Source organism: Butyricicoccus sp. Marseille-Q5471 (assembly GCF_951230135.1).
Taxonomy (GTDB): domain Bacteria; phylum Bacillota; class Clostridia; order Oscillospirales; family Butyricicoccaceae; genus Agathobaculum.
The window spans coordinates 1-20572 of sequence record NZ_CATNVC010000006.1 but is presented as its reverse complement, the minus strand read 5'-3'; the positions used below and the strand labels follow the sequence as shown (position 1 = coordinate 20572).

The window sequence follows — 20572 nt, the reverse complement described above, 5'->3', positions numbered from 1 at the left end:
AGGGGAAGGAATGGACTTTAACGCATTGGTAGAGGAGATTGTCAGCCGGGTTGCGGCAAAGTTGGAGGAGGCTCCGGCGATAGCTGAAGCAGCCTGTGTTTGTGACGATAAGCCGGGCCTGCTGATTTTGACGCAGGAGCACGGTGACCACTGCCATAGCCTGCTGGAAAGCTCCAGACTCCTCGAGTATTACCATACCGATTGTGCGTTGCTGCGTGATTATCAAGTTGATATTGCAAATTACGAAGCGGTCATTCTCTACACATTGTCGTGCGATGCGCTTGCAAGGCTTGCCGGCGGTGTGTGCGATACGCCGTTTACCGCATTGGCGCAGAAGGCAATCCTGATGGGCAAAAAAATCTTTGTGCCGCGTGAGGCGGTTGAACTGTATCAATATAAGCAAACAGCACCGTCGGCTTATTATCAAATGCTTCGCGAGAAGCTGCGTCTGCTGGAACAGGCAGGGGTGATAATCTGCCCGCAGGACTGTTTGGAGGATGCAATTTTAACCGGCGAAATTCATCAGGCAGCCTGTGCATCCGCTCCCGTGCCGATAGAGCAGAAGGCGGCATGTGGAGAGGCATCAATCGCCAAAAAGGTCATTACGGAAAAGGACATCAGCCTGGTTTGTTCGCAAGGCGTAGGCGTTTTGCACGTTGCCAAAAAGGCGATTGTGACCGACCTTGCCCGTGAATACGCACACACCAGACGGGTCACGATTATGCGCGACTGCTGAAACCGACTGACAGGGGGTCAAACATATGAGAGTTGCAAAAGTGATCGGTAATATTTGGGCGACACGAAAAGAAGAGAAACTGGCAGGCCTCAAACTCTTAATCGTACAGCCAATCAATATTATCGATGGCACCAAGGACAAAACGCCGATTGTCGCATGTGATATTATCGGTGCGGGCGTCGGAGAAACCGTGCTGGTCGTCAGCGGAAGCTCGGCGCGCGGTGCGGCAGGCGATATGGGAATCCCTGTTGACGCGACAGTAGTCGGCATCGTGGACGATCAGGAGATCGCAGCCGATCTTCTCTGAGGGTGGTGAAACATAAGTGAATTTGATTGAAGCGGTCAAGGCGGCCGGCATTGTCGGCGCAGGCGGCGCGGGCTTTCCGACGCATGTTAAGCTCAATGCCAAGGCTGAATGGTTTATCGTGAATGCGGCAGAATGTGAGCCGCTGATCGAAACAGACAAATACCTTTGCCGCACGTTTGCCGACCGTGTAGTCGCGGCGGCGATGGCGATATCCGCGCATCTGGAAGCGGAGCATACCGTCATTGCACTCAAACGCAAGTATACGGCGGAGATTGCAGCGCTTCGCGCGGTGATTGATAAGACCGGCGTTCCGGTCACGCTTGTGGAGATGGATACCTTCTATCCGGCAGGCGATGAGCAGACGCTCGTGCAGCTAGTGACCGGCAGAAGCGTACCGGAACGTGGACTTCCGCTGAACGTTGGCGCGGTGGTCGATAATGTTGGCACATTGCTCAACATCGAAGCCATGTTGACACGCGGAGAACCGGTGACCGAGAAGTATCTGTCAGTCGTTGGTGAAGTGCGGGAGCCGATTATGCTGCGTGTGCCGATTGGTACAGCCATTACAGCGTGTATCGAGGCGGCTGCACCTAATCTTAAGGAGTACGCCATCATCATCGGCGGGCCGATGATGGGCAAGGTGGTGGCTGACCCGGAAGCGATTTCCAAGGCGGTCGTTACAAAGACGACAGGAAACATCATCGTACTGTCGAAAGACCATTATTTGATTCAGCGTGCACAGCGTCCGATTGAGCGAATTCGAGTTCAGGCGCGTTCTGCGTGTATTCAGTGCAGGATGTGTACCGATTTGTGCCCGCGCTATCTGATTGGTCACCAGATGCATCCGCATCTGGTCATGCGCAACTTGTACCGCGAACCCTTTATTGAGGATAAGGACGAATTTCTGCATGCGTTCGGCGATGCGGCAAATTGCTGCAGCTGCGGCGTATGTGAAATGTTTGCATGTCCGATGGGGCTGTCGCCGTGCAAGGTTAACGAGTACATAAAGGTAAAGCTGCGCGAGCGCGGTATTGATGTTCCCAAGAATGCCGAACCGCAGGCAAAAAAACGGATTGAGATGCATCGAATCCCCACGGCGCGTCTGATTGCCCGACTGGGCCTTGCCGACTATAACGGACTGCATGCGCATACCTGCATCGACCTTGCGCCGGACAGCGTATTTGTGCCGTTCAGTCAGCATATCGGCAAACCTGCCGTTGCTGTCAAACATGCAGGGGAGAACGTCGAAAAAGGCGAACTGCTCGCGGCGGCGGCTGAAGGCGGACTATCTGCCAACATCCATGCCAGCGTCAGCGGTGTCATTACAGAAATCAGCGCGGCGGGCGCAACAATCGTTCGCCATAAGGAGGCATAAACAGTGGGAAACGCAATTGGCATGATTGAACTGTCCAGCATTGCCCGCGGCATTGAGACCTGTGATGATATGGTCAAAGCCGCGCAGGTGGAGCTGCTTCGCACATCCACTGTGTGCCCGGGTAAGTACATGATTATCGTAGCCGGTGATACGGGTGATGTGAAAGCATCTATGACGGCGGGGAAAAAACGGGGGGCAGAGTATGTGGTGGATACATTGCTCATCCCCAACATTCATCCACAGCTTATTCCGGCAATTGGCATGACCAATCAGGTCGATATCAGAGGTGCGGTCGGAGTTCTGGAGTTTTATTCCGTCGCGGCGGCGATTACGGCGGCTGATATTGCGGCCAAGGCCGCCAACATCACTCTGATTGAGGTGCGCACAGGCTTTGCAATCGGTGGCAAGGGGTTTGTTACCCTGACCGGTGACGTGGGCGCGGTGCGTGCAGCGGTGCAGGCAGCTGAACGGGAAGCAGAGATGCTAGTCGAGACGACGGTGATTCCGCGTCCGTCCAAGCAACTGTTCGACGCCTTGCTCTGACAGAAGCAATTGAGGTTTTAGGGAAATAAGAAGGAGGACAGTACATGAGCGTATTTACAGAAAGCTTGCAAGCTTGGGTATCCGGTATTTCCATCAACTCTATTATCATGATGATTATGATGATCTTTATGATTGTCGGCGCGGTTGATAAGATTTTTGGCAACAAGCGTGGATATGGCGAACAGTTTGATGAAGGCTTTAATGCAATGGGCCCTCTGGCAATCGCAATGGCCGGTGTCGTGGCGGCAGCGCCTGTTCTGGCAAAACTCTTAGGGCCAATCATCACCCCGATTTATACCGCAATCGGCGCGGATGCTTCAATGTTCGCAACTACGCTGTTGGCGTGTGACATGGGCGGTTATCCGTTGGCTATGCAGCTGGCGGCTGACGAATCTATCGGTAACTTCGCAGGGTTGATTCTTGGCACCATGATGGGCCCCACCATCGTGTTCACCATCCCGGTGGCACTGTCTATCATCAAGAAGGAAGATCGTCCGTATCTGGGCGCAGGCGTGTTGGCCGGTATGATTACCATCCCGATTGGCTGTATCGTTGGCGGTCTTGTCATGAATATGACACCGTATAAGATGAGCATCGGCCGCATCCTGATTAACCTGGTACCGGTTATCATTATCGCAGCACTGATTGTTATCGGTCTGTGGTTTGTGCCGAGCAAGATGATTAACGGCTTTAACCACTTTGGCAATGCGATTACCATTCTAATTACGATTTTCACCGCAATCGCAGTATTTGAGTATCAGACGGGCATCCATTTCCCGCTGCTGAACTTGATGGTCGACGACGGCGCAGGCGGATGTCCGTTGGAAGACGGCCTGCTTGTCTGCGGTCAGATTGCAATTGTATTGATCGGTGCATTCCCGATGGTTAAATGGATTACCAAGACCTTTGGCGGCGCGCTCAAGAAGGTCGGCGGCGCGATGGGTATTGATGAGAACGCTTCTGCCGGTCTGGTTGCGAACCTTGCAAACAACATTGCAATGTTCAATATTCTGGGTGATATGAACCCGAAGGGCAAGCTGCTTAACGTTGCGTTTGCAGTATCTGCCGCATTCGTATTCGGCGATCACCTTGGCTTTACCGCGGGTGTGAATCAGGAAATGATTTTCCCTGTTATCGTTGGTAAGCTGGTAGCCGGTATCACCGCGTTGATTCTGGCCAATATTCTGGCACCCAAGCTACTGAGCAAGATTGAGAATAGCAATAAATAAGAAAGGGTTGGGTCTATGAACATCAGTGAATCCCTGATCCGAGAAATCGTAGAAAAGGTGTTGGCAGAATCCGTTGGGAAGCCTGCGCCTGATTTTGAAAAGCATGTTGACCCCAGCGGCATTATCGGTATCAAGACAGACACCGTCAAGTGCGAACCATTTGGCGGCCAGCCGGGTGTCGCGCTCAAAGATGTTGTCGATTTGCAGGAAGCACCGCGCATGGGCGCAGGTGTCATGGAGATTGACCATACCAGCTTTGAGTGGACACTTACTTATGATGAATATGACCTGGTGTTGGAAGGCACATTGGAGATTGAGATTGACGGCCGTGTCATCAGTGGTGGCCCGGGCGACATGATTTACATCCCAAAGAACAGCCATATTCATTTCCAGTCTCCCGGGTTTACGCGCTATGCCTATTTTGTCTATCCGGCAAACTGGCAGGAATTGATTGATTAATGTGCATTCTGTTTTCGCGCCGTGCGCAAGGGCCGTACGGCGCGGAAGCGGAAGCGCAACCACCGCTTTGCTTCGGCTGTTGCCGTCAAGAAGTGTAGCACTCACGCCGCAGCGGAGGTGCTCTGTATGCATGCGCAGAAGAGACTGAGATAAGTCTTCGCTTCTTGTGCGAGTTATCAGGCATAGCCGGTGCAGGCTTGTGCCGGTGTAATCTGGCCGAAAGTCAGCGCGCCGCGGCAATGATGCCGCGGTGCGGACTTTGGCAGGAAGGGGAGTCATGGAACGTTATCAAACGGAAGTGCGGGTGAAGCGGATGGAGGTCGCCGCATTTCTCAACCAATATTACAAGCCGGAACAGTTTGCGGATAGCTGCAAAGCTTGCCCATTTTACGGACGCATTTGGTCATGTCCGCCCGGCACGCCGCAAACAGAGGATTTTTTTCGCGGATATCGTGAGATTTATCTGATTGGTGTCAAGCTGATTTATGGGGATGAAAATCGAAAGAAGGCATGCACACGGCCGATGACCGAAACGATTCGGCAGCAAAGCTATGGTGAGATGAAAAAAACACTGCATGAACTGTATCTGCAGATGGAGCATCGTATGGTAGGTACAAAAGTGATTGCAGCCGGGCGCTGTGAACAATGCCGACATTGTGCACGGCTAGATGGTCATGCCTGTAAGCAGCCGGGTAGGCGGCGGTACTCGTTTGCTGCGTTTCGAATTGATTTGAGCGCAGTCGCTGAACGGGAACTAGGAATGCCATTGCTATGGAGTAGCAGGGGATTGCCAGACTATGAACTGGCAATGTCTGCGTTGTTGGCGCCCTGAAACGGGTGCATTTTTTGATGTATGTGGTGGCTCTGCTATAGGTATAAAACGCTGCGAAAAAACTTTGAAAAAATGCGAGAAAATTGTTGACAATAGGACGGGTTTTAGATATAATACTAATTGTCGCTGACGATGAGGCGACTCGATGAAAATGAAATGCGAGTGTGCTGGAACTGGTAGACAGGCACGTTTGAGGGGCGTGTGTCAATCGACGTACGGGTTCAAGTCCCGTCACTCGCACCATTTCCTCAACAAAGTTAACAGATATGCGGATGTGGCGGAATGGCAGACGCGCTAGCTTCAGGTGCTAGTGTTCGCAAGGACGTGGGGGTTCAAGTCCCCCCATCCGCACCATAATTACTGCCTGAAAAAGATGTCCTGCGGTGAAAACCGCAGGACATCAGGCTTTCCCGGGGGTTTTCGCCCCTAAAAAGCCCGTCAAAATGGAGCTCAATTTTGGGGATGTCATTTCAGTGATTTTCGGTCTTCTTGGTATTTGAACTAACACGAATGGTCTTTAACGAAGAGTTAAGCAAGCGAGATATATCCCAAAATCTAAGAAAATGATAGTGTGAAATACAGGTAGCGCCCTTTTTCTACTTTCCCAAAGCCAGTGTTAATGTGGATTTCGAGGGATTGGGAAAGAGGGCCTACTTTTATATAAAAAAATCAAGGCACTGATTTCTGCTAAAGAAACCAGTGCCTATTCTAATTTTCTAAGAGAGTTGGAGGTGCGGAAATCAACAGCACAATAAGTAAGAGCTTTTGGAATTATTAAATTCAGAAATGCGTAGCGCCCTTTTATAATCTCCAAAATAAAAGTAAAAGTGTGAATACAGAGAGCGGTCGAATTTGAGGAATATCCTCGATTTGACCGCTCTTTTTTTGTTTGCGGAAGGGATTCTAAATGACTGTACGCTATAAGCGAAATCGCACACCGGCTTGCTACTATGACATGGATACAAGCTATACCGAAAAGCCGGAACCCGTTCAACGTCCTCATGGCCCATTTAAAAGCTGCGGGGATTGCCCATACGCTTCCCACGGTTTTCTGTGCTATAGCTGCGAGGGAGATTGTCTGAAAACCGATATGGAGAAAATAAGCAGGAGGAAAAAATCATGTGTACCATGATTCAATGCAACTACGGAGAAAATTTCAGAAACGGCAAAGAGGTCTATGTGAGCCTTTGGGGCGCCAAGGACCAGAGCTTGAAAACTGCTGCTGAGATGGGAATTTCAGAGCAAAGCTATAAAATGCAGCTTGGAGGTATGTGACATGAGAGGATTTCCTACAAGAGAACAGGTAGCTCGTATCAAGGCACGATATCCGGCAGGAACCCGCATTCGCCTTGATTCCATGGATGACCCCTATGCGCCGATTCCACCCGGCACGGAGGGTGTGGTGCAGGCGGTGGATGACATTGGTACACTACACTGCAAATTTGAAAATGGACGGAGCTTAGGCGTCGTTGTGGGCGAGGATAGCTTTTCCGTGCTGCCGCCCGAAGAAGAACAAGGTATGACCATGACTATGGGATAGAGAAAAACGGCAAGATGAAAATCATCCTGCCGTTCCTTACTTTTCAAGCCCTTTGATCATATCAAATACAAATGTGCGCTTGTCTGCCGGTTGCTTGCGAAGAATCGAAAGCATCTCTGCCTCCTGCTCGTTTAGCTCCGAAGCGCGCAGCGTGGATTTAATATCGGTTCTTCCGAGAATATAGTCCACGGAGCTGTCCAGCGTATCCGCCAGCTTTATAAGCATCTCCGCAGGCGGCACAGCCTTGCCGATTTCATAGCCGCTGATGGTCTCCTGCGATACATTCAGCTCCATGGCAAGGCGAAGCTGTGTCAGCCCTTTTGCTTCCCTAAGTTGTTTGAGTCGTTCCACAAGTAATCCCCCTTTCGAGTATGGATAATATCAATATAAATTATATCCCTATTGCTTGACTGTAACTGTCATGATATTTATACTGTGCATGGAGTATATCCATATAACGCATAAATATAATGACTGGAGGATGCAGCGTGAACGAGAAAATCATCAGAGAAAAAACCGTGTGCTTTACCGGGCATAGAAGTGAAAAGCTCCCCGGAGGCGAAGGGCTGGAGCTGCTGCGGAAAAGGCTGGCATTGGAAATTGAAAGGGCGCTGCAAGACGGCTACGACACCTTTTTATTCGGCGGCGCCTATGGCTTCGACCTCATGGCAGCGGAGGAAGTGCTGAAAAAGAAGGTTCTCATTGACCTAAAAAATCCACGGTACATTCGGCTGATTGCCGTCATCCCCTTTGAAGAACAGGCGGTGCGGTTCTCCGTTTCCGACCATGAGCGCTACTATGAAATCATGCCCCAATGCAATGAGGTCATCACCCTGAACACGCATTACAGCAGTCAGTGCTACGCCCAGCGCAATCAGTACATGGTCGACCGCAGCAACAGAGTCATCTGCTACTGGAACGGACAGGCCGTCAGCGGAACGGCGCAGACCGTCCGCATGGCGGAAAGACAAAACCTTGAAATTATCAATCTATTATAAAGGAAGCAAAGGGCATTGCCGCCATAAAAAGCGGTAATGCCTTTTGCCATGGAAGGAGTAAGAATGTTAGAAGTATATCTCCTAAAACAGGCTGCTCAAAATGCTGTAAAGGTGCCCCTCCCTGCTGCCGATCACGAACTGCTGGATGCCTTGGAGAAAGCCACAATTACCAATGAGCGTGACATTTATAGCGTTGAGGTCACCGGCAGCAAGGAAAGCTACCTCCCGCAGTTTATCCCCGACAGTGCCAATTTGTATGAGCTGAACATTCTCGCCGGACGGCTTGCCGCCATGAGCCAATGGGAGCTTGACTGCTTTGAGGGCATGGTGATGATGGATTCCATCAAAACCGAGTATGCGCCTATTGCGGTGGAGCGGCTCATCAATATGACCCACAGCACCGCCGATTGCCAGATTGCCTACGAAGCCCACAACGATGAATCCCTCGGCAGATTTTATGCGGAGAACGACTTTGTACCGGAGCTGGAAGTCCTGTCCGAAAAAAGCTTCCCTTGGCTGGATTACAGCAAAATCGGCAAAGAGCTGCGAGAAGCCGAGGACGGCGTGTTCACCCCCAGCGGCTATGTGGTGCATAGCCGCGAGATGAGCCGCCGGTATAGCAGTGAAAATCTGCTTTACCCGCAAAAGCCCGACTATGTGTTTTTGCTGGAGATTGCCATGCTACCGCAGGATGATGGGCCAAACGATCAAAACTGCGTGATGATAAAGCTGCCGTATACCGAGGAATCACTGAAATCTGCATTATCCAAAATCGGCGCTGACAGCATTGAGGGCTGCTGCTTTTACAAATATGAGAGCACCATCCCCCAGCTCTCCGAAGCCTTGGGCTTTTTGGAGGATTTTGACCAGCTAAACGAGCTGGCTCATGTGATCACAGGCTTCACAAAGGAGCAAGCCTGCACCTACAAGGCAATGCTGGATGCTGCCCCAAAGGACATCACAATCCCAGAGGCATTGGAATTATCGGAGCACGTTCAAAATTTTTCGGTCATCCGAGAGGCTGCTACACCCACCGAGTATGCCAAATATATGCTATCTAAATACTGCATTGAGCAGCAGAATGAGCTGTTTTCCTGCGCCAATTTGCAGCGGTACGGCGAAAAGCTGATAGCCGAAAAAGGGATTGCCTTGACCGATTACGGAGCGCTGTGCTCACTGGACGGGCAGACCGTGGAGCAATGCTTAACCCGGGAACGCCATGTAATGAGCATGGAAATGAAATAGCCCAATCTTTGTTGCGCTTTGGTATAGCTTTCCCGCAAAAGGTGTGGCATTGTGTTGTGCTTGAAGGGGGTGAAGAACATGGAAGCATTGGAACAGCTCATAGACGAGCGCGTGAAAAACGCAATGAGAGAGCTTCGGGGAAGCCCGGAGTTTCTGGCACAGCTTACGACGCAGCGGGATGCCTTGGACTCGCTGCTGGAGCGGATTTCTGACCAAGGAATCCGAGAAGCTGTGACTGCCTATATCGAACGTGACAACGATATTGGCGGAACACAGCTCAAAGCAGCCTACAAAGCAGGAGCATTGGACGCAGTAAAGCTCCTCAAAGCATTGGGCGTGATTTAGCACCGACTTTTTATGTTGGTGCTTTCTTCATGTCTGCCATCAGCAACAGGCCGTTTCCCCAAAGGAATATGGCTGTTGCTCTCCTTTCGGGAGCGGCCGGAAGGAGGTGTCCCACCTTGGGAAAAACAAATATGGAACGTCGTCGACTTCCACTGGGAGGTGATGGCGTATAAACAGCTTTATGTCTTGGATCGGCGGCAAAAAGTCTCTGCGGGATTTGATCGTCAATCTGTTTCCCCTCTACTACGAGCGGTACATTGAGGTGTTTGGCGGGGGCGGCTGGGTGCTGTTTCATAAGAATCCCGGCAACGATTTTGAGGTGTATAACGACTTCAACGGCCTGCTGGTCAACCTTTACCGCTGCGTGCGGGAAAAGCCCACCGAGCTGATGAACGCTCTGCGGTACTGCCTCAACGCCAGAGAGGATTTTGACTATGTCAAAAACGCCCTCGCCCGTGACAGCCCCGCATCCGATGTACAAAAGGCGGCGTGGTTTTACCAGCTCATCCGATACAGCTACGCCTCGGGGCTGACCAGCTACGGCAGCCAGCCCCATGACATCCGCGGCAACTTTCCCCTCATTGAGCAGGCGCACCGCAGGCTTGCCAAGGTGGTGGTGGAGAATAAGGATTTTGAGAAGCTCATTGGGCAGTACGACCGCCCGGTGAGTTTTTTCTATTGCGATCCGCCGTACTTTGAAACCGAGAGCTATTACAAAAATGTGGGCGAGGACGGCTTTACCGAAAAAGACCACATCTGCCTGCGGGATGCCTTGATGAAAGCCCAGGGCAAGTTCCTGCTCTCCTACAACGACTGCGACTTTATCCGAAATCTCTACGACACACCGGGCATTCAGATCGACGCCTACACCCGCATCAATAACATCAAGCAGCGGTACGACAACGGCGCGCAGTTCCCCGAAATTCTCATTGCCAACTACGATATGCAGGAGCGCAGCCGCAGCGCACCGGCGCAGATGAATTTGTTTGACGCGGGGCTGGCCGGTCTTATGCCGGGTGAAGAAGATTAAATCAAAATTTTGGAGGTAACCGATTATGAAGAAAAACCAGAACAAAGAAATGCAGGAAAAGGACATCCTCGGCAAGCTGCTGGAGGGCAGCTCCCTTGGCGCTGCCGAGGAACTGGATGTTGCCGTCAGCGACAGCGTTTGCGTGATCCACGAGGGGCAGATGACGGTGCTGGAGCTGACTGCGGTCATCGACACCCTCAGTAATCTCGCGTCCGACCTCACCGTGGTGCTGGCGCAGGCTTGCGGCTTCTGTGACAACTGCGGGCAGGAGCATGGCGGCGAGGACTGCGAGGAAAGCGAGTGCAGTGAAGCCTGTGCCTTTCTGAATGGCTGCAAGGACAGCCCTGCCGAGGGCGTCATGCACTGTGAGCTGTGCCAAGGCTTGCTGGACGGCAGCGGAGAAGTCCATGTTCCCGATTATCTCTTGGAGGAAGCCGGTATCCCCAAGGGCGCCAAGCTGGAGGCGTTTTCCGATGACGAGGGAGAAATCGTGGTGGTGGCGGCCGATGTGCAGCAGGATATCACCGACGTGCCGCCCGCCATTGTGGCGATTCTCGCAAAATCCGGCGTCTGCCTTGCCGAGCTGGATGAGCTGATCATGCGGGAGGAAATCGTCTATGGAAAATAAGGATTTTCTCAGCGTGTATCCCTATTCCTTTACTGAAGCCAAGCACTTAAATGAGCTTGACCGATGGAAAGAGAGCCATAAGGAAAATGTGGCCTGCAAGAGCGCCATCGAGAAAGCCATCCGCATCGGTTTTGACGGTATGCATCTCTCCTCTGACTGTGCTAAGAGCATCATCACACAGTTCGGCTACCACCGCACCGCCTATGTCCTTGCTAACAGCCTCCAGCAAAAGGAATATGACGGGCGCTTCTCCCACGGCAACCACGATTGGGCGAAACGCACCTATATCCCAAGCGACAGAGAGCATAGCGTGGCGTTCACCGTGGACAGCCACCCCGCCGTGCTGGACGGCTTTGTCAATCAGTTCCGCAGAGCATATCAATCGCTGGGCGTGTTTGACCACACCCACTGTCTGCCCGATACCGGGGCGCAGGATTTTGAGGGCAGGGTCATCGTACTGTCCGCAGACACCCTCAATGAAAGTCATCTGACACCGCAGGATCAGCTTTGGTTCTGCACCGGCGGCTTCGGCTCTCACGCAAATTCCAGAGGGCGGGCGGTGTTTGCCACCTGTCTCTTTGACGGGGAGAGAGCCCGTTGGAATCGTGAGGATTTTGTAGGCGTGCCTGCCGACAGCCAGCTTCCTGATTGGGCAAGAGAAAAGCTGGAGCAGCTTCAAGGACAAAAGGAATCGGAAGCCCCTGCTATGGAAGGCATGACCATGCAGTAAAAGGTAGGTGAAAACAATGCAAGGCATCACCCTGAAAAACGGCCTCATTTCCTATTATGGAAATCCCGCCGGATACACCGAAAAGGATGCCGCCGTGGTGGATCGCATCTTTCAAACCGAGGAGCTGACCGGCTGGCTTGCCGGTCACAGCCTTACCCCCAAATGGACGGACGGTGTGATGGAGCGGCTCATGGCCGGAGAGCAGCATGGAGCGTTGGAAACCACTGCGCCGCTTAAAAATGTGCGCATCTGGCAGCTGGGGCCCGAAACTGATGTGTACATGAAATTCATCAGCCTTGATGAGATGACCAAAGGTTTTGGTGCGCCTACGCCCGAGCATTACCGCATTGCCTACGACGGACAGCTTGGCACCAATGATTTGGAGGCCATCTTTGAGCGCTGCAATGTGAACCACCCACCCGGCTACAACGGCCACTCACTGTCCATGTCCGATGTGGTGGAGCTGTATGACGGCACCGTCAGCGAGTATCGCTACTGCGACCGCTTCGGTTTCAAGCAAATCGAATTTGAGCCGCAAGGCCAATCCCAGGACATGGGAATGTCCATGTCCCAATTTTAGAAGGAGGATTTTTTGATGACAAAAGCGAAAACCGCAGCTACTCCCAGTAAAACACAGGAACAAACTCCCCAGATTCAACCCCAGCCGGAGCAAAAGGAAAACCCCATGCAGTTTGATGTGCGCATTTATCCTGTGAAAACGGATGGCGCACTCAAAGCCAACGCATCGGTGAACATCAACGGCTTTTTCGCCGTGACCAACATCCGTATCTTGGAGGGCTCAAATGGCACCTTTGTCTCGCTCCCCCAGTACAAGGGTCGAAACGGCGAATACAAGGACATCTGTTTCCCCTGCACGACAGAGGCGAAGGCTGCGTTTGACAAGGCGGTGCTTTCCGCCTATGAACAGACCATGGCGCAAAGCCAGACTAAAACGCAGGCGCAGGAAGCGCCCCGGCAGGAGCAGGGCCAGCAGATGGCCGGAATGTAGGAGGTTTGCTCATGAACACGAAAATGAAACAATCAATCAGCGTTTTGCTGGTTGTCTGCGTGGTGCTTTCGCTCTTTGCGGGAAGCGCCTATGCAGCCCACTTGTACTTCGAGGACGCCAAGGGGCATTGGGCGGAGGATGCCATCAACATCCTCGCGGAAAAGGGCGTCCTTGCGGGCTATCCCGATGGCCTCTCGCACCCCAATGAAATCATCACCCGCGCGGAATTTGCCACCTTAGTGGCAAGGACGCTGGAGCTGCCCGAGCCTGACGAAAAAGAGGTTGCCATCCGCTTCACCGACCTTGCGGGGCATTGGTCCGAGAAGAACGTGGAAGCTCTCATCATTGCGGGGATCATCCAAAAGGGCGATTTTGAAGGCAAGTTTTTGCCCGACCGGCCCATCACCCGTATGGAGATGATCCGTATGCTGGTGCGTGCCATCGGAAAGGCTGAGCATGACAGTGCCTGTCCCTGTGACATCGGCTTTTTAGATGAGAGCCAGCTCACGGAGGGGCAAAAAGCCTACATCTGCACCGGAAAGCATTACCACATCATCAGCGGATACCCGGACGGTACGGTTCGCCCCGATAGTGATGCCACCCGTGGCGAAGCCTTTGAGATGCTGGTGGATGCGGCAAAGGCCAAGGAGCAGATCAAAAAGGAAGAACCGCAAAAGCCGGAGGATAAGCCCTCCGGCGGTGGTGGCGGCTCATCCTATGTCCCGGCGCCGCAATTTTCTTTTACGCTGCCCGAAACCGCCTATACCTCCGATGAAATTGAAATTAAACCTACCAGCCGTTATGTCAGCGAGGTTGTATGGACAGCATTGAAAAACGGACTGCCGGTGGAGCTGATTGAAGTCATCAAGGGGGATTTAACTGCAAGCGGCGGCAAGGTGCGCTTTACGCAGACCGGCAGCATCACCCTCACCGCCACAGCAAAAAACAGCCGTGTCGTGGCGGTGACACAGGAGCAGACGGTCAGCATTTATCCCGTGGTGACAGCGGCATTTACGCTGCCCGAGGTCGCTCACACCGACACCGCTGTTGCCGTGGAGCTGAATAGCGAGAACCTTGGCAGCAATGCTGTGACGTGGTCTCTGGTGCATGACGGCAAGGAAATCACTCTTGCGGATGCCTTGAACGGTGAGCTGACCGCAGAGGGCGGCACGGTGATGTTCAAGGAAAAAGGCAGCTACACGCTCACCGCCTCCATCCCCGATGCGCTGGGCAAGACTATCACCGCGGAGGACAGCATCTCCGTTTACCCTGTGGCTGAGGTCAAGCTGACACTGCCTGCCGTTTCTCATACGGACAAGACCGTTACCATCAAAACAGAAACAAAAGAGGCAGATGGGCTGGAGGTGGCATACAGCCTCACCAAAAACGGTGAGCCTGTGGAAATCGGTACACCGATACCTCCATTGACCTGCGCACCCACGGCAACAATGGTGTTCTGCCCGTGGAGTGGACGGTGTCCAAGGACGGCGAGAGTATTTCGCCAGATAAAGCCTTCAGCGGCAGCCTCAACGCCCAGGGCGGCAAAATCACCTTCAAAAGCCACGGGAACTATGTTCTCACCGCCACCATGACTGATTATCTGAAGCGCAGCTATGCCCACAGCGAAGCGGTGACTATTCTGCCGGTGGTGCAGTACGCGTTCACCATGCCGCAGACGGTTCACTTCGGTGCAGAGTTTGCCGTTGCCGCAAAGAATGTGCAGAATCTGGGCGGCTATCCCGTGGCATGGACACTGCAAAAGGATGGTGCGGCGGCAGCCTATCAAGGCACGCTGGGGAGTGACGGCGGCAGGATTGCCATTTATGATACCGGCAGCTTCACACTGACCGCCGCCATCACCGACAGAGCAAGCAGAAGCACCACCCATGCGGAGAGCATCACGGTCACCAACACCGCGCCCAACGCACCCACGATGACGGCAGCTCCCACCAGAACCGCAAAGGATGGCAAGCTCCTCGTGAACATCACCGCCTCTGCCGCCGATCCCGATGGGGATGCCGTAACCTTGGAATATGAGGGTACCACCGCCGACGGCTACTATGCCGTAGGCGCCCACACCATCCGCGTCCGTGCCAAGGACACTGCCGGAGCGTATTCCGCATGGACAGAAAAGAGCTTTACCATCGTAAGCTCCGCACCCACTATCACACTGACGGCAAGCCCCACCCGAACCGTGAAGGACGGCAAATTTCTCGTCCACATCACCACCGCCGCAAGCGATGCGGACGGAGATGCCACCACGCTGGAGTGGGAGAACCAAGCGGCGGATCACTACTACGCCCCAGGCACTCACACCATCCGCGTCCGCGCCAAGGACAGTACAGAGCTCTATTCGGCTTGGGAGGAAAAGACTTTTACCATTGCCAATTCCACACCCACAGCCCCGGTCATCACCAGAACCCCAGGTGGCAACAGCGTAGCGCCGGGAACGCCGGTGACCATTACCGCCGCCAGCTCTGACCCGGACGGCGATGCCATCACCCTGGTATGGGAGGGCAGGGATGCTGAAACCCAGACCTATCCCCTTGGGAAAAACGTGGTGCGCGTCAAGGCGGTGGATTCCACCGGCGCAGAATCCCCCTGGGCGGCTATCGTGTTCTTTGTTGCCGACTCCAACGGCAGCGGCGGCATGACACTGACCGGCCCCGACTCGGTCATTTTGGAAAACGGTATTGAGGGCGCAACCATCACCGAGTACCACACGCTGATGCATACAGCCATGGGGCAACTCATCCTCGCCATCTGTGCGGCGGTAATTTTTGTGTCCACGGCATTTGTGATTAAGCTGACCCAGCCCATCGAATACAGGAGGTAACCGATGACAATTTATCTGTTTTTGTTCGGAGTCCTCCTCGGCTTGGGACTCTTTTTCATTGCCGCCGACCTGCTCAAGCTGCCGACCCTTGCCACCCAAAAGGCAATGCTGTCGGCGGGAAAGCAGGCCAAGGCGAAGCCCAAAACCACAGAAGCGCTGCTGCACACGGCAGCGGTCAGGCTGTCAGCCTACATCCCCATGGACGAATACAAGAAAAGCCGCATGGCAAATGTGCTATCCGCCGCTGGGCTGTCCGAAACGCCGGAGCTGTTCATGGCAAAGGCAATCGCCAAATCCGCTGCCATTGCGCTGGCGGCTATTCCGTGTCTTATGGTACTGCCGCTGCTTGCTCCCATTGTGCTGTTTCTTGCCGTGCTTGTCTATTTCAAGGAAATCCGCAAGGCAGACGAGGCGCTGGCGAACAAGCGAGGGAAAATTGAAGCCGAGCTGCCCCGCTTTGTAGCCACCATCACCCAGGAGCTGAAGGCCAGTCGAGATGTGCTGTCTATGCTGGAGAACTTCAAGAAAAACGCAGGCGAGGACTTTGCCGCCGAGCTGGATGTTTTAACGGCGGATATGCGCTCCTCCAGCTACGAAGCGGCGCTGACACGCTTCGAGGCAAGGTTCAATTCGCCCATGCTCTCCGACATTACCCGAGGGCTGATTGGCGTACTGCGCGGAGATGACAGCGCGGTGTATTTTCAGATGCTCTCCCACGATATGAAGCAGTTAGAGCTTCAGCGGCTCAAGGCACAGGCCATGAAGATACCGCCGAAAATCCGCGTATTTTCCTTCGCCATGCTGATGTGCTTTCTCATGACCTACATGGCAATTATCATCTATGAGATCATCCATTCCCTCGGCGGGATGTTTTAAGGAGGACGGCGCTATGCTTATAAAAACAAAATTCATTCTTAAAAGCCGCCGCGCCGAGGGATATATTGATGTCTGTATTCTGGTGCTGTGCGCCATGCTGGTGATTGCGCTGGCGGTGCGGGTGTTTCCCGTCTACATCCAAAAACAGCAGGTGGACACCTTTGCTGTGGAGTTGATTCGGGAAGCAGAAATAGCAGGCAGAGTGGGCAGCGAAACCAGCCGCCGTGAGCAGGCGCTCCGTGAAAAGACCGGATTGCAGCCGACCGTTTCATGGTCAAAGACCGGCAAAATCCAGCTAAACGAGGAAGTCATGGTGACGGTCACCTATGGGGCGAATATCGGGCTGTTCTCCGGCTTCGGCTCGTTTCCCATCACCCTGCGTTCAGATGCAGTGGGAAAAAGTGAGGTGTACTGGAAGTGACGAGAAAAATCAAACGCATTTTAACAGATAACAGGGCTTCGTCCTTTCCGTTCATCATCGCCATCACCCTGTCGCTGGTCATCATTTTCTGCGGCATCTCCGAATATTTTCGACTCGTGATTGTGGCGCAGGGTGTGCGCGATGCGGTGCAGACTGCGGTGATTGCCGTAGTCAACGACAACTACGATGATGTGTATCACGGTGTCCGTGAGGGATATTCGGGAGCGTACCAGCCCATTGCCGAGGATTTTGAGGAGAGCCTCGACTACAGCGATATCTATGACAGGCTGGATGGCATCCTCGGTCTTTCCTACAGCGGCGCCGGGAGCCCCGGTGGCGGCTACCATGAAAAGCACACCTCGGAGGGTAAGCTGGAGTTTCGTGTATGGGGCCTGAATGTGGACATCCGCAACGCACCCTTTGCGACCGGCGACCAAAGTTCTGGCCGATTTGAAGCGGACAGCACCATTATGCTGGAGGTGCCAGTATCCTTTGGCGGCAAGCTGCTGCCGCCCATGTGCATTAAGGTTAAGACCAGTGCCGGATACACCCCACGATTTTGACAGCTTTCAAAAAGTTTTCTATAATATAGATAGACTTTTGAACTGTAACATGGTAGGGCGTGGCTTAACAAAACCTATCAACTTTTTACAGGAGGACACCCCTATGAAAAATATGAACGAAAAAACAAAAAGGTGGCTGCTCATCGCAGGCGGGCTGGCCCTCAGTGCGGTGCTGGTGGTTGCAATCACCGATCAATTCAAGACTGAAAAGCCCACGGATGCTCCGCTGCCCTCGCAAAGCTCCACGGTGCCCGATGTGACGGTAGACCCGAACGCACCGGATAACGCAGAGAAAGAAAAAGAAGTGGTCATCCGGACGCCCGATACCACACCTCCTGCCAGCTCCGATAACGGAGCCGTGGATACCGGCACCGAGCAGACCATTCAGGGCGATGTGACAAAGCCCAAATACACCGAGGAACAACTGAAAAATCCCGACCAAAAGCCTAACGGTGAGCCTGTCACCGAAAAGGACAAGGTACAGGATCACGACAAGGTGGAAACGCCGGTGGTTACTCCCGCACCGAGCAAGCCTAGTGGGGGCAACAGCATCCCGGGCTTTGATAATGTGCCGGACGGCGGAGCCAACCAAGTAGTTGAGGTTGATGGCGATGGCGACATCAACAAGCAGGTCGGGACGATGGATTGATCTCCCCGGTAGATAGAGCGTAAAGCACGGTTGAAAAACACCGTGCTTTTATTTTGCCCGAAGGAGGATGCAATGAAAAATTTATCGAAAAGCATATTTTGCTTGCTGATGGTCGGTTGCCTTTTATGCCCCATGACCGCTTTTGCCAGCACTGGCGGCAGTGGAAATATTGATGGCGGGGGCGGCGGCATGGGTGATGGCACCAGTACCAGCTCATGGACTCCGGGAAACGAGGGTGTGCGTGTAACTGTAGTGCGGTCAAACGATCACGCACAGGTTATCACCCCCATTGATTTCACAAATAAAGTACCGGCAGCCACCATATACAATTTTGGAAAAATTAGCAAGTTACAGTACAGTAATGGTGTTATGCTTACCCCATCAAAGGTGCTTATGTTTCCATCAAGCCTGCGGAAACCATCCCCCAAATTATCAGCACCAACGGCAGCAACAACATCGCCGCGATTAAAAAGTATTTCTGCTCCGAGTATGTAATCAAGCGCATTGCCGAAATCACCGGCATGAACTACGATGTACTGATTGGCGGTCAGTATAAGATTTTGCTGGAACCGTTGGCGTTCTATAAATTTGAAGGCAATATGTTTGCCACCACAGCCACAGAAGCTGCTTTGTATGACGAGGCGACCAACGGTCTGCTCCGCATAAGGATGCAGTCGCTGACCCACAAAAACCTTCCACTCTCTATGTTCTTAGAGGTGGGCGACCTCGGCTATCCCGCGTGGGGCGGCAGTAAGACCGGCGCCGCCGCCAACGTGGACATCAAGTCCAGCCTTGGGCTCGGTATCGTCCGCTTCACCGAACAGCCGGAGCAGCCGCAGATTGATGCATTTGATTATGAGTACCGTGTCAACACCGAGGTCATCACGGCGGTGCGGGTCAGCGGCGGACAGTCCGATCCCGACAACCCCACCCGTGTCAGCTTCAATGTCGGCGGCACCAGCTACAACGTGGGCAATATCTACTATCCCAGCAGCGATAGCCAGCTTGCGTGGATTAAATGGAAAACCCCTGCCACCGAGCAGACCATGACTATTCATGTCACCGTCTCAGGCCCCGGCAACACCGCCAAGACCACCATCAACTGTAAGAGCGTTGACCTTGGTAAAAACCCGCCGCCCAACCCGGTTGCCGATGACCGAAACGATAGCTTCCAAGCAGCCGCTGTTCCATCCAGAACAGTGAAAAGCTCGGCAAGCTGGAGCGTGTGGCGACCGTGGTGGCAGGAGTATTGGGTATGGCACAGCACCGGCGAGGACTCAGGATACTGGTGCGACCATGGCTGGTATGAATTCGACCTAAACCGTTACAGCGCAAGCCTTTTCTCCTCCATGAGCATCAAGTGCGATGACAAGAATCCCACTGCCAGCGGGCGCACCATGAAGTCGGGATACGGCGTCAATCAGACGGTAAACGGCAGTGTCAGCTCTAGCCAAAGCACCGCCGTCACTCAGCCGCAGAATGCGGTGAGCTATTTCCCTGAGTTCCGCTACGAAACCTATTGGCGGCTGCTGGAGCACATGGGCTCGGGACGGTTTGAATTTCAGAAAAACAATTATTCCACCTATAAAAACCGCACCCATTTCACGCCAATTTGGATGCCGGACGGCAGCTACACCGTGAACACATGGCTGATTGACGGATGGACGCCGGAGGGAATGCTTTCCGCCAATCTCACCGACAGTCTTACCATCCGTGGCTCACTTTGGGACGACTGGCATGTGTCCGCAAAAAATCCAAAGTAAAATAACAGAAAAAGCAAGGTCGCAGGGGCACAAAACCCTGCGACCTTGTTCATCTCAGAAAGGCGGTCTTTTGTGACAAAGCATAAGAGAATTGCTCTGGTATTACTCCTCGTCCTCATGGTCACCATGCTGTTTTCCACTACGGCTTTTGCCGCTGGCGGAGATGTGGCAGGCGCCATCGAGGGCACTTGGAACGATGCCTCCGGGCAGATCAAGACAGTAGTTAATAAGGTGGTATTCCCCGCAATCGACCTCATTTTGGCAGTGTTTTTCTTCGCCAAATTGGGGATGGCGTACTTCGACTATAGAAAACACGGTCAATTCGAGTGGAGTGCGACACGTTCCTAACTGAAAAGGTTAGGCACTAAATAATGAACGTGTAAATGTTCAGTTTAGGAGAACTGATATTCCGACAGGTGGAATGAGGGGGTAACGCCCTGAAATGCCTGCCTTGATAC

At 53.1% G+C, this 20572-nt stretch carries 24 protein-coding genes, 2 tRNA genes and 2 pseudogenes; 27 read left to right on the top strand and 1 reads right to left on the bottom strand.

The window, feature by feature from the left end; translation table 11 throughout:
* Window positions 1-10: 10 nt before the first annotated feature.
* The 11 genes from QOX26_RS08325 to QOX26_RS08275 all read left to right on the top strand — a co-directional run bounded on the left by QOX26_RS08325 (window position 11) and on the right by QOX26_RS08275 (window position 7021).
* Window positions 11-736, top strand: coding sequence for a hypothetical protein (locus QOX26_RS08325; protein WP_283674512.1), 726 nt, complete (start codon window positions 11-13; stop codon window positions 734-736).
* 25 nt (window positions 737-761) lie between these two features.
* The gene (locus QOX26_RS08320; protein ID WP_283674511.1) at window positions 762-1043 is read left to right on the top strand and encodes a EutN/CcmL family microcompartment protein; all 282 of its coding nucleotides are present in this window, start codon (window positions 762-764) and stop codon (window positions 1041-1043) included.
* Between the two features lie 16 nt (window positions 1044-1059).
* The gene (locus QOX26_RS08315) at window positions 1060-2418 is read left to right on the top strand and encodes a 4Fe-4S dicluster domain-containing protein (RefSeq protein ID WP_283674510.1); all 1359 of its coding nucleotides are present in this window, start codon (window positions 1060-1062) and stop codon (window positions 2416-2418) included.
* Window positions 2419-2421: 3 nt separating this feature from the next.
* On the top strand, window positions 2422-2961 hold the full coding sequence (locus QOX26_RS08310) for a BMC domain-containing protein (RefSeq protein ID WP_283674509.1): 540 nt from the start codon (window positions 2422-2424) through the stop codon (window positions 2959-2961).
* A gap of 44 nt (window positions 2962-3005) precedes the next feature.
* Complete coding sequence (locus tag QOX26_RS08305) at window positions 3006-4190, top strand: ethanolamine utilization protein EutH (protein ID WP_283674508.1); 1185 nt, start codon at window positions 3006-3008, stop codon at window positions 4188-4190.
* 15 nt (window positions 4191-4205) lie between these two features.
* Entirely contained in the window at window positions 4206-4649 is a 444-nt protein-coding gene (locus QOX26_RS08300; protein WP_283674507.1) for a cupin domain-containing protein, read from the top strand.
* A gap of 277 nt (window positions 4650-4926) precedes the next feature.
* The gene (locus QOX26_RS08295; protein ID WP_283674506.1) at window positions 4927-5481 is read left to right on the top strand and encodes a DUF2284 domain-containing protein; all 555 of its coding nucleotides are present in this window, start codon (window positions 4927-4929) and stop codon (window positions 5479-5481) included.
* A gap of 158 nt (window positions 5482-5639) precedes the next feature.
* A tRNA-Leu gene (locus QOX26_RS08290) sits at window positions 5640-5724 on the top strand.
* A 25-nt stretch (window positions 5725-5749) separates the two neighbouring features.
* Window positions 5750-5835, top strand: a tRNA-Leu gene (locus QOX26_RS08285).
* A gap of 765 nt (window positions 5836-6600) precedes the next feature.
* On the top strand, window positions 6601-6756 hold the full coding sequence (locus QOX26_RS08280; protein ID WP_283674505.1) for a hypothetical protein: 156 nt from the start codon (window positions 6601-6603) through the stop codon (window positions 6754-6756).
* A 1-nt stretch (window position 6757) separates the two neighbouring features.
* The gene (locus QOX26_RS08275) at window positions 6758-7021 is read left to right on the top strand and encodes a DUF4314 domain-containing protein (protein ID WP_283674504.1); all 264 of its coding nucleotides are present in this window, start codon (window positions 6758-6760) and stop codon (window positions 7019-7021) included.
* A 36-nt stretch (window positions 7022-7057) separates the two neighbouring features.
* On the opposite strand, the gene QOX26_RS08270 is transcribed toward QOX26_RS08275, so the two are convergent.
* Window positions 7058-7372: a helix-turn-helix domain-containing protein gene (locus tag QOX26_RS08270; RefSeq protein WP_283674503.1), complete on the bottom strand. Its 315-nt coding sequence runs from the start codon at window positions 7370-7372 to the stop codon at window positions 7058-7060.
* A gap of 137 nt (window positions 7373-7509) precedes the next feature.
* Here QOX26_RS08270 and QOX26_RS08265 point away from each other — a divergent pair, with 137 nt between their 5' ends.
* From QOX26_RS08265 to QOX26_RS08190, 16 genes and pseudogenes are all read left to right on the top strand, one after another.
* Window positions 7510-8019, top strand: a complete 510-nt coding sequence (locus QOX26_RS08265) for an SLOG family protein (protein ID WP_283674502.1) — start codon at window positions 7510-7512, stop codon at window positions 8017-8019.
* A gap of 63 nt (window positions 8020-8082) precedes the next feature.
* Window positions 8083-9264, top strand: a complete 1182-nt coding sequence (locus QOX26_RS08260; RefSeq protein ID WP_283674501.1) for an antirestriction protein ArdA — start codon at window positions 8083-8085, stop codon at window positions 9262-9264.
* 78 nt (window positions 9265-9342) lie between these two features.
* Window positions 9343-9609 carry a hypothetical protein gene (locus QOX26_RS08255; protein WP_283674500.1) on the top strand — a complete coding sequence of 89 codons (267 nt, stop codon included), beginning with the start codon at window positions 9343-9345 and terminating at the stop codon, window positions 9607-9609.
* Window positions 9610-9790: 181 nt separating this feature from the next.
* Window positions 9791-10639 (top strand): DNA adenine methylase, encoded by an 849-nt coding sequence (locus QOX26_RS08250; RefSeq protein ID WP_283674499.1) that lies wholly within the window; start codon window positions 9791-9793, stop codon window positions 10637-10639.
* A gap of 25 nt (window positions 10640-10664) precedes the next feature.
* On the top strand, window positions 10665-11267 hold the full coding sequence (locus tag QOX26_RS08245) for a hypothetical protein (protein WP_283674498.1): 603 nt from the start codon (window positions 10665-10667) through the stop codon (window positions 11265-11267).
* Window positions 11257-11997, top strand: coding sequence for a DUF3849 domain-containing protein (locus QOX26_RS08240; protein ID WP_283674497.1), 741 nt, complete (start codon window positions 11257-11259; stop codon window positions 11995-11997). The genes QOX26_RS08245 and QOX26_RS08240 overlap by 11 nt, the downstream gene beginning before the upstream one ends.
* 16 nt (window positions 11998-12013) lie before the next feature.
* The gene (locus QOX26_RS08235; protein ID WP_283674646.1) at window positions 12014-12577 is read left to right on the top strand and encodes a YodL domain-containing protein; all 564 of its coding nucleotides are present in this window, start codon (window positions 12014-12016) and stop codon (window positions 12575-12577) included.
* Between the two features lie 15 nt (window positions 12578-12592).
* The gene (locus QOX26_RS08230) at window positions 12593-13006 is read left to right on the top strand and encodes a SpoVG family protein (RefSeq protein ID WP_283674496.1); all 414 of its coding nucleotides are present in this window, start codon (window positions 12593-12595) and stop codon (window positions 13004-13006) included.
* An 11-nt stretch (window positions 13007-13017) separates the two neighbouring features.
* Window positions 13018-14598: an S-layer homology domain-containing protein gene (locus QOX26_RS08225; RefSeq protein ID WP_283674495.1), complete on the top strand. Its 1581-nt coding sequence runs from the start codon at window positions 13018-13020 to the stop codon at window positions 14596-14598.
* Window positions 14595-15842, top strand: coding sequence for a hypothetical protein (locus QOX26_RS08220; RefSeq protein ID WP_283674494.1), 1248 nt, complete (start codon window positions 14595-14597; stop codon window positions 15840-15842). The genes QOX26_RS08225 and QOX26_RS08220 overlap by 4 nt, the downstream gene beginning before the upstream one ends.
* Window positions 15843-15845: 3 nt before the next feature.
* A complete protein-coding gene (locus tag QOX26_RS08215; protein ID WP_283674493.1) occupies window positions 15846-16718 on the top strand; it encodes a secretion protein F in 873 nt (290 codons plus the stop codon).
* A gap of 13 nt (window positions 16719-16731) precedes the next feature.
* Window positions 16732-17139 carry a DUF4320 family protein gene (locus QOX26_RS08210; protein ID WP_283674492.1) on the top strand — a complete coding sequence of 136 codons (408 nt, stop codon included), beginning with the start codon at window positions 16732-16734 and terminating at the stop codon, window positions 17137-17139.
* Complete coding sequence (locus QOX26_RS08205) at window positions 17130-17702, top strand: hypothetical protein (protein ID WP_283674645.1); 573 nt, start codon at window positions 17130-17132, stop codon at window positions 17700-17702. The genes QOX26_RS08210 and QOX26_RS08205 overlap by 10 nt, the downstream gene beginning before the upstream one ends.
* Window positions 17703-17805: 103 nt before the next feature.
* Entirely contained in the window at window positions 17806-18351 is a 546-nt protein-coding gene (locus QOX26_RS08200) for a DUF6550 family protein (protein ID WP_283674491.1), read from the top strand.
* Window positions 18352-18423: 72 nt separating this feature from the next.
* Window positions 18424-20114: pseudogene (locus QOX26_RS08195) on the top strand (hypothetical protein).
* A 90-nt stretch (window positions 20115-20204) separates the two neighbouring features.
* Window positions 20205-20450, top strand: a pseudogene (locus QOX26_RS08190) (DUF3852 domain-containing protein); the annotation flags it as partial.
* Between the last annotated feature and the right edge of the window lie 122 nt (window positions 20451-20572).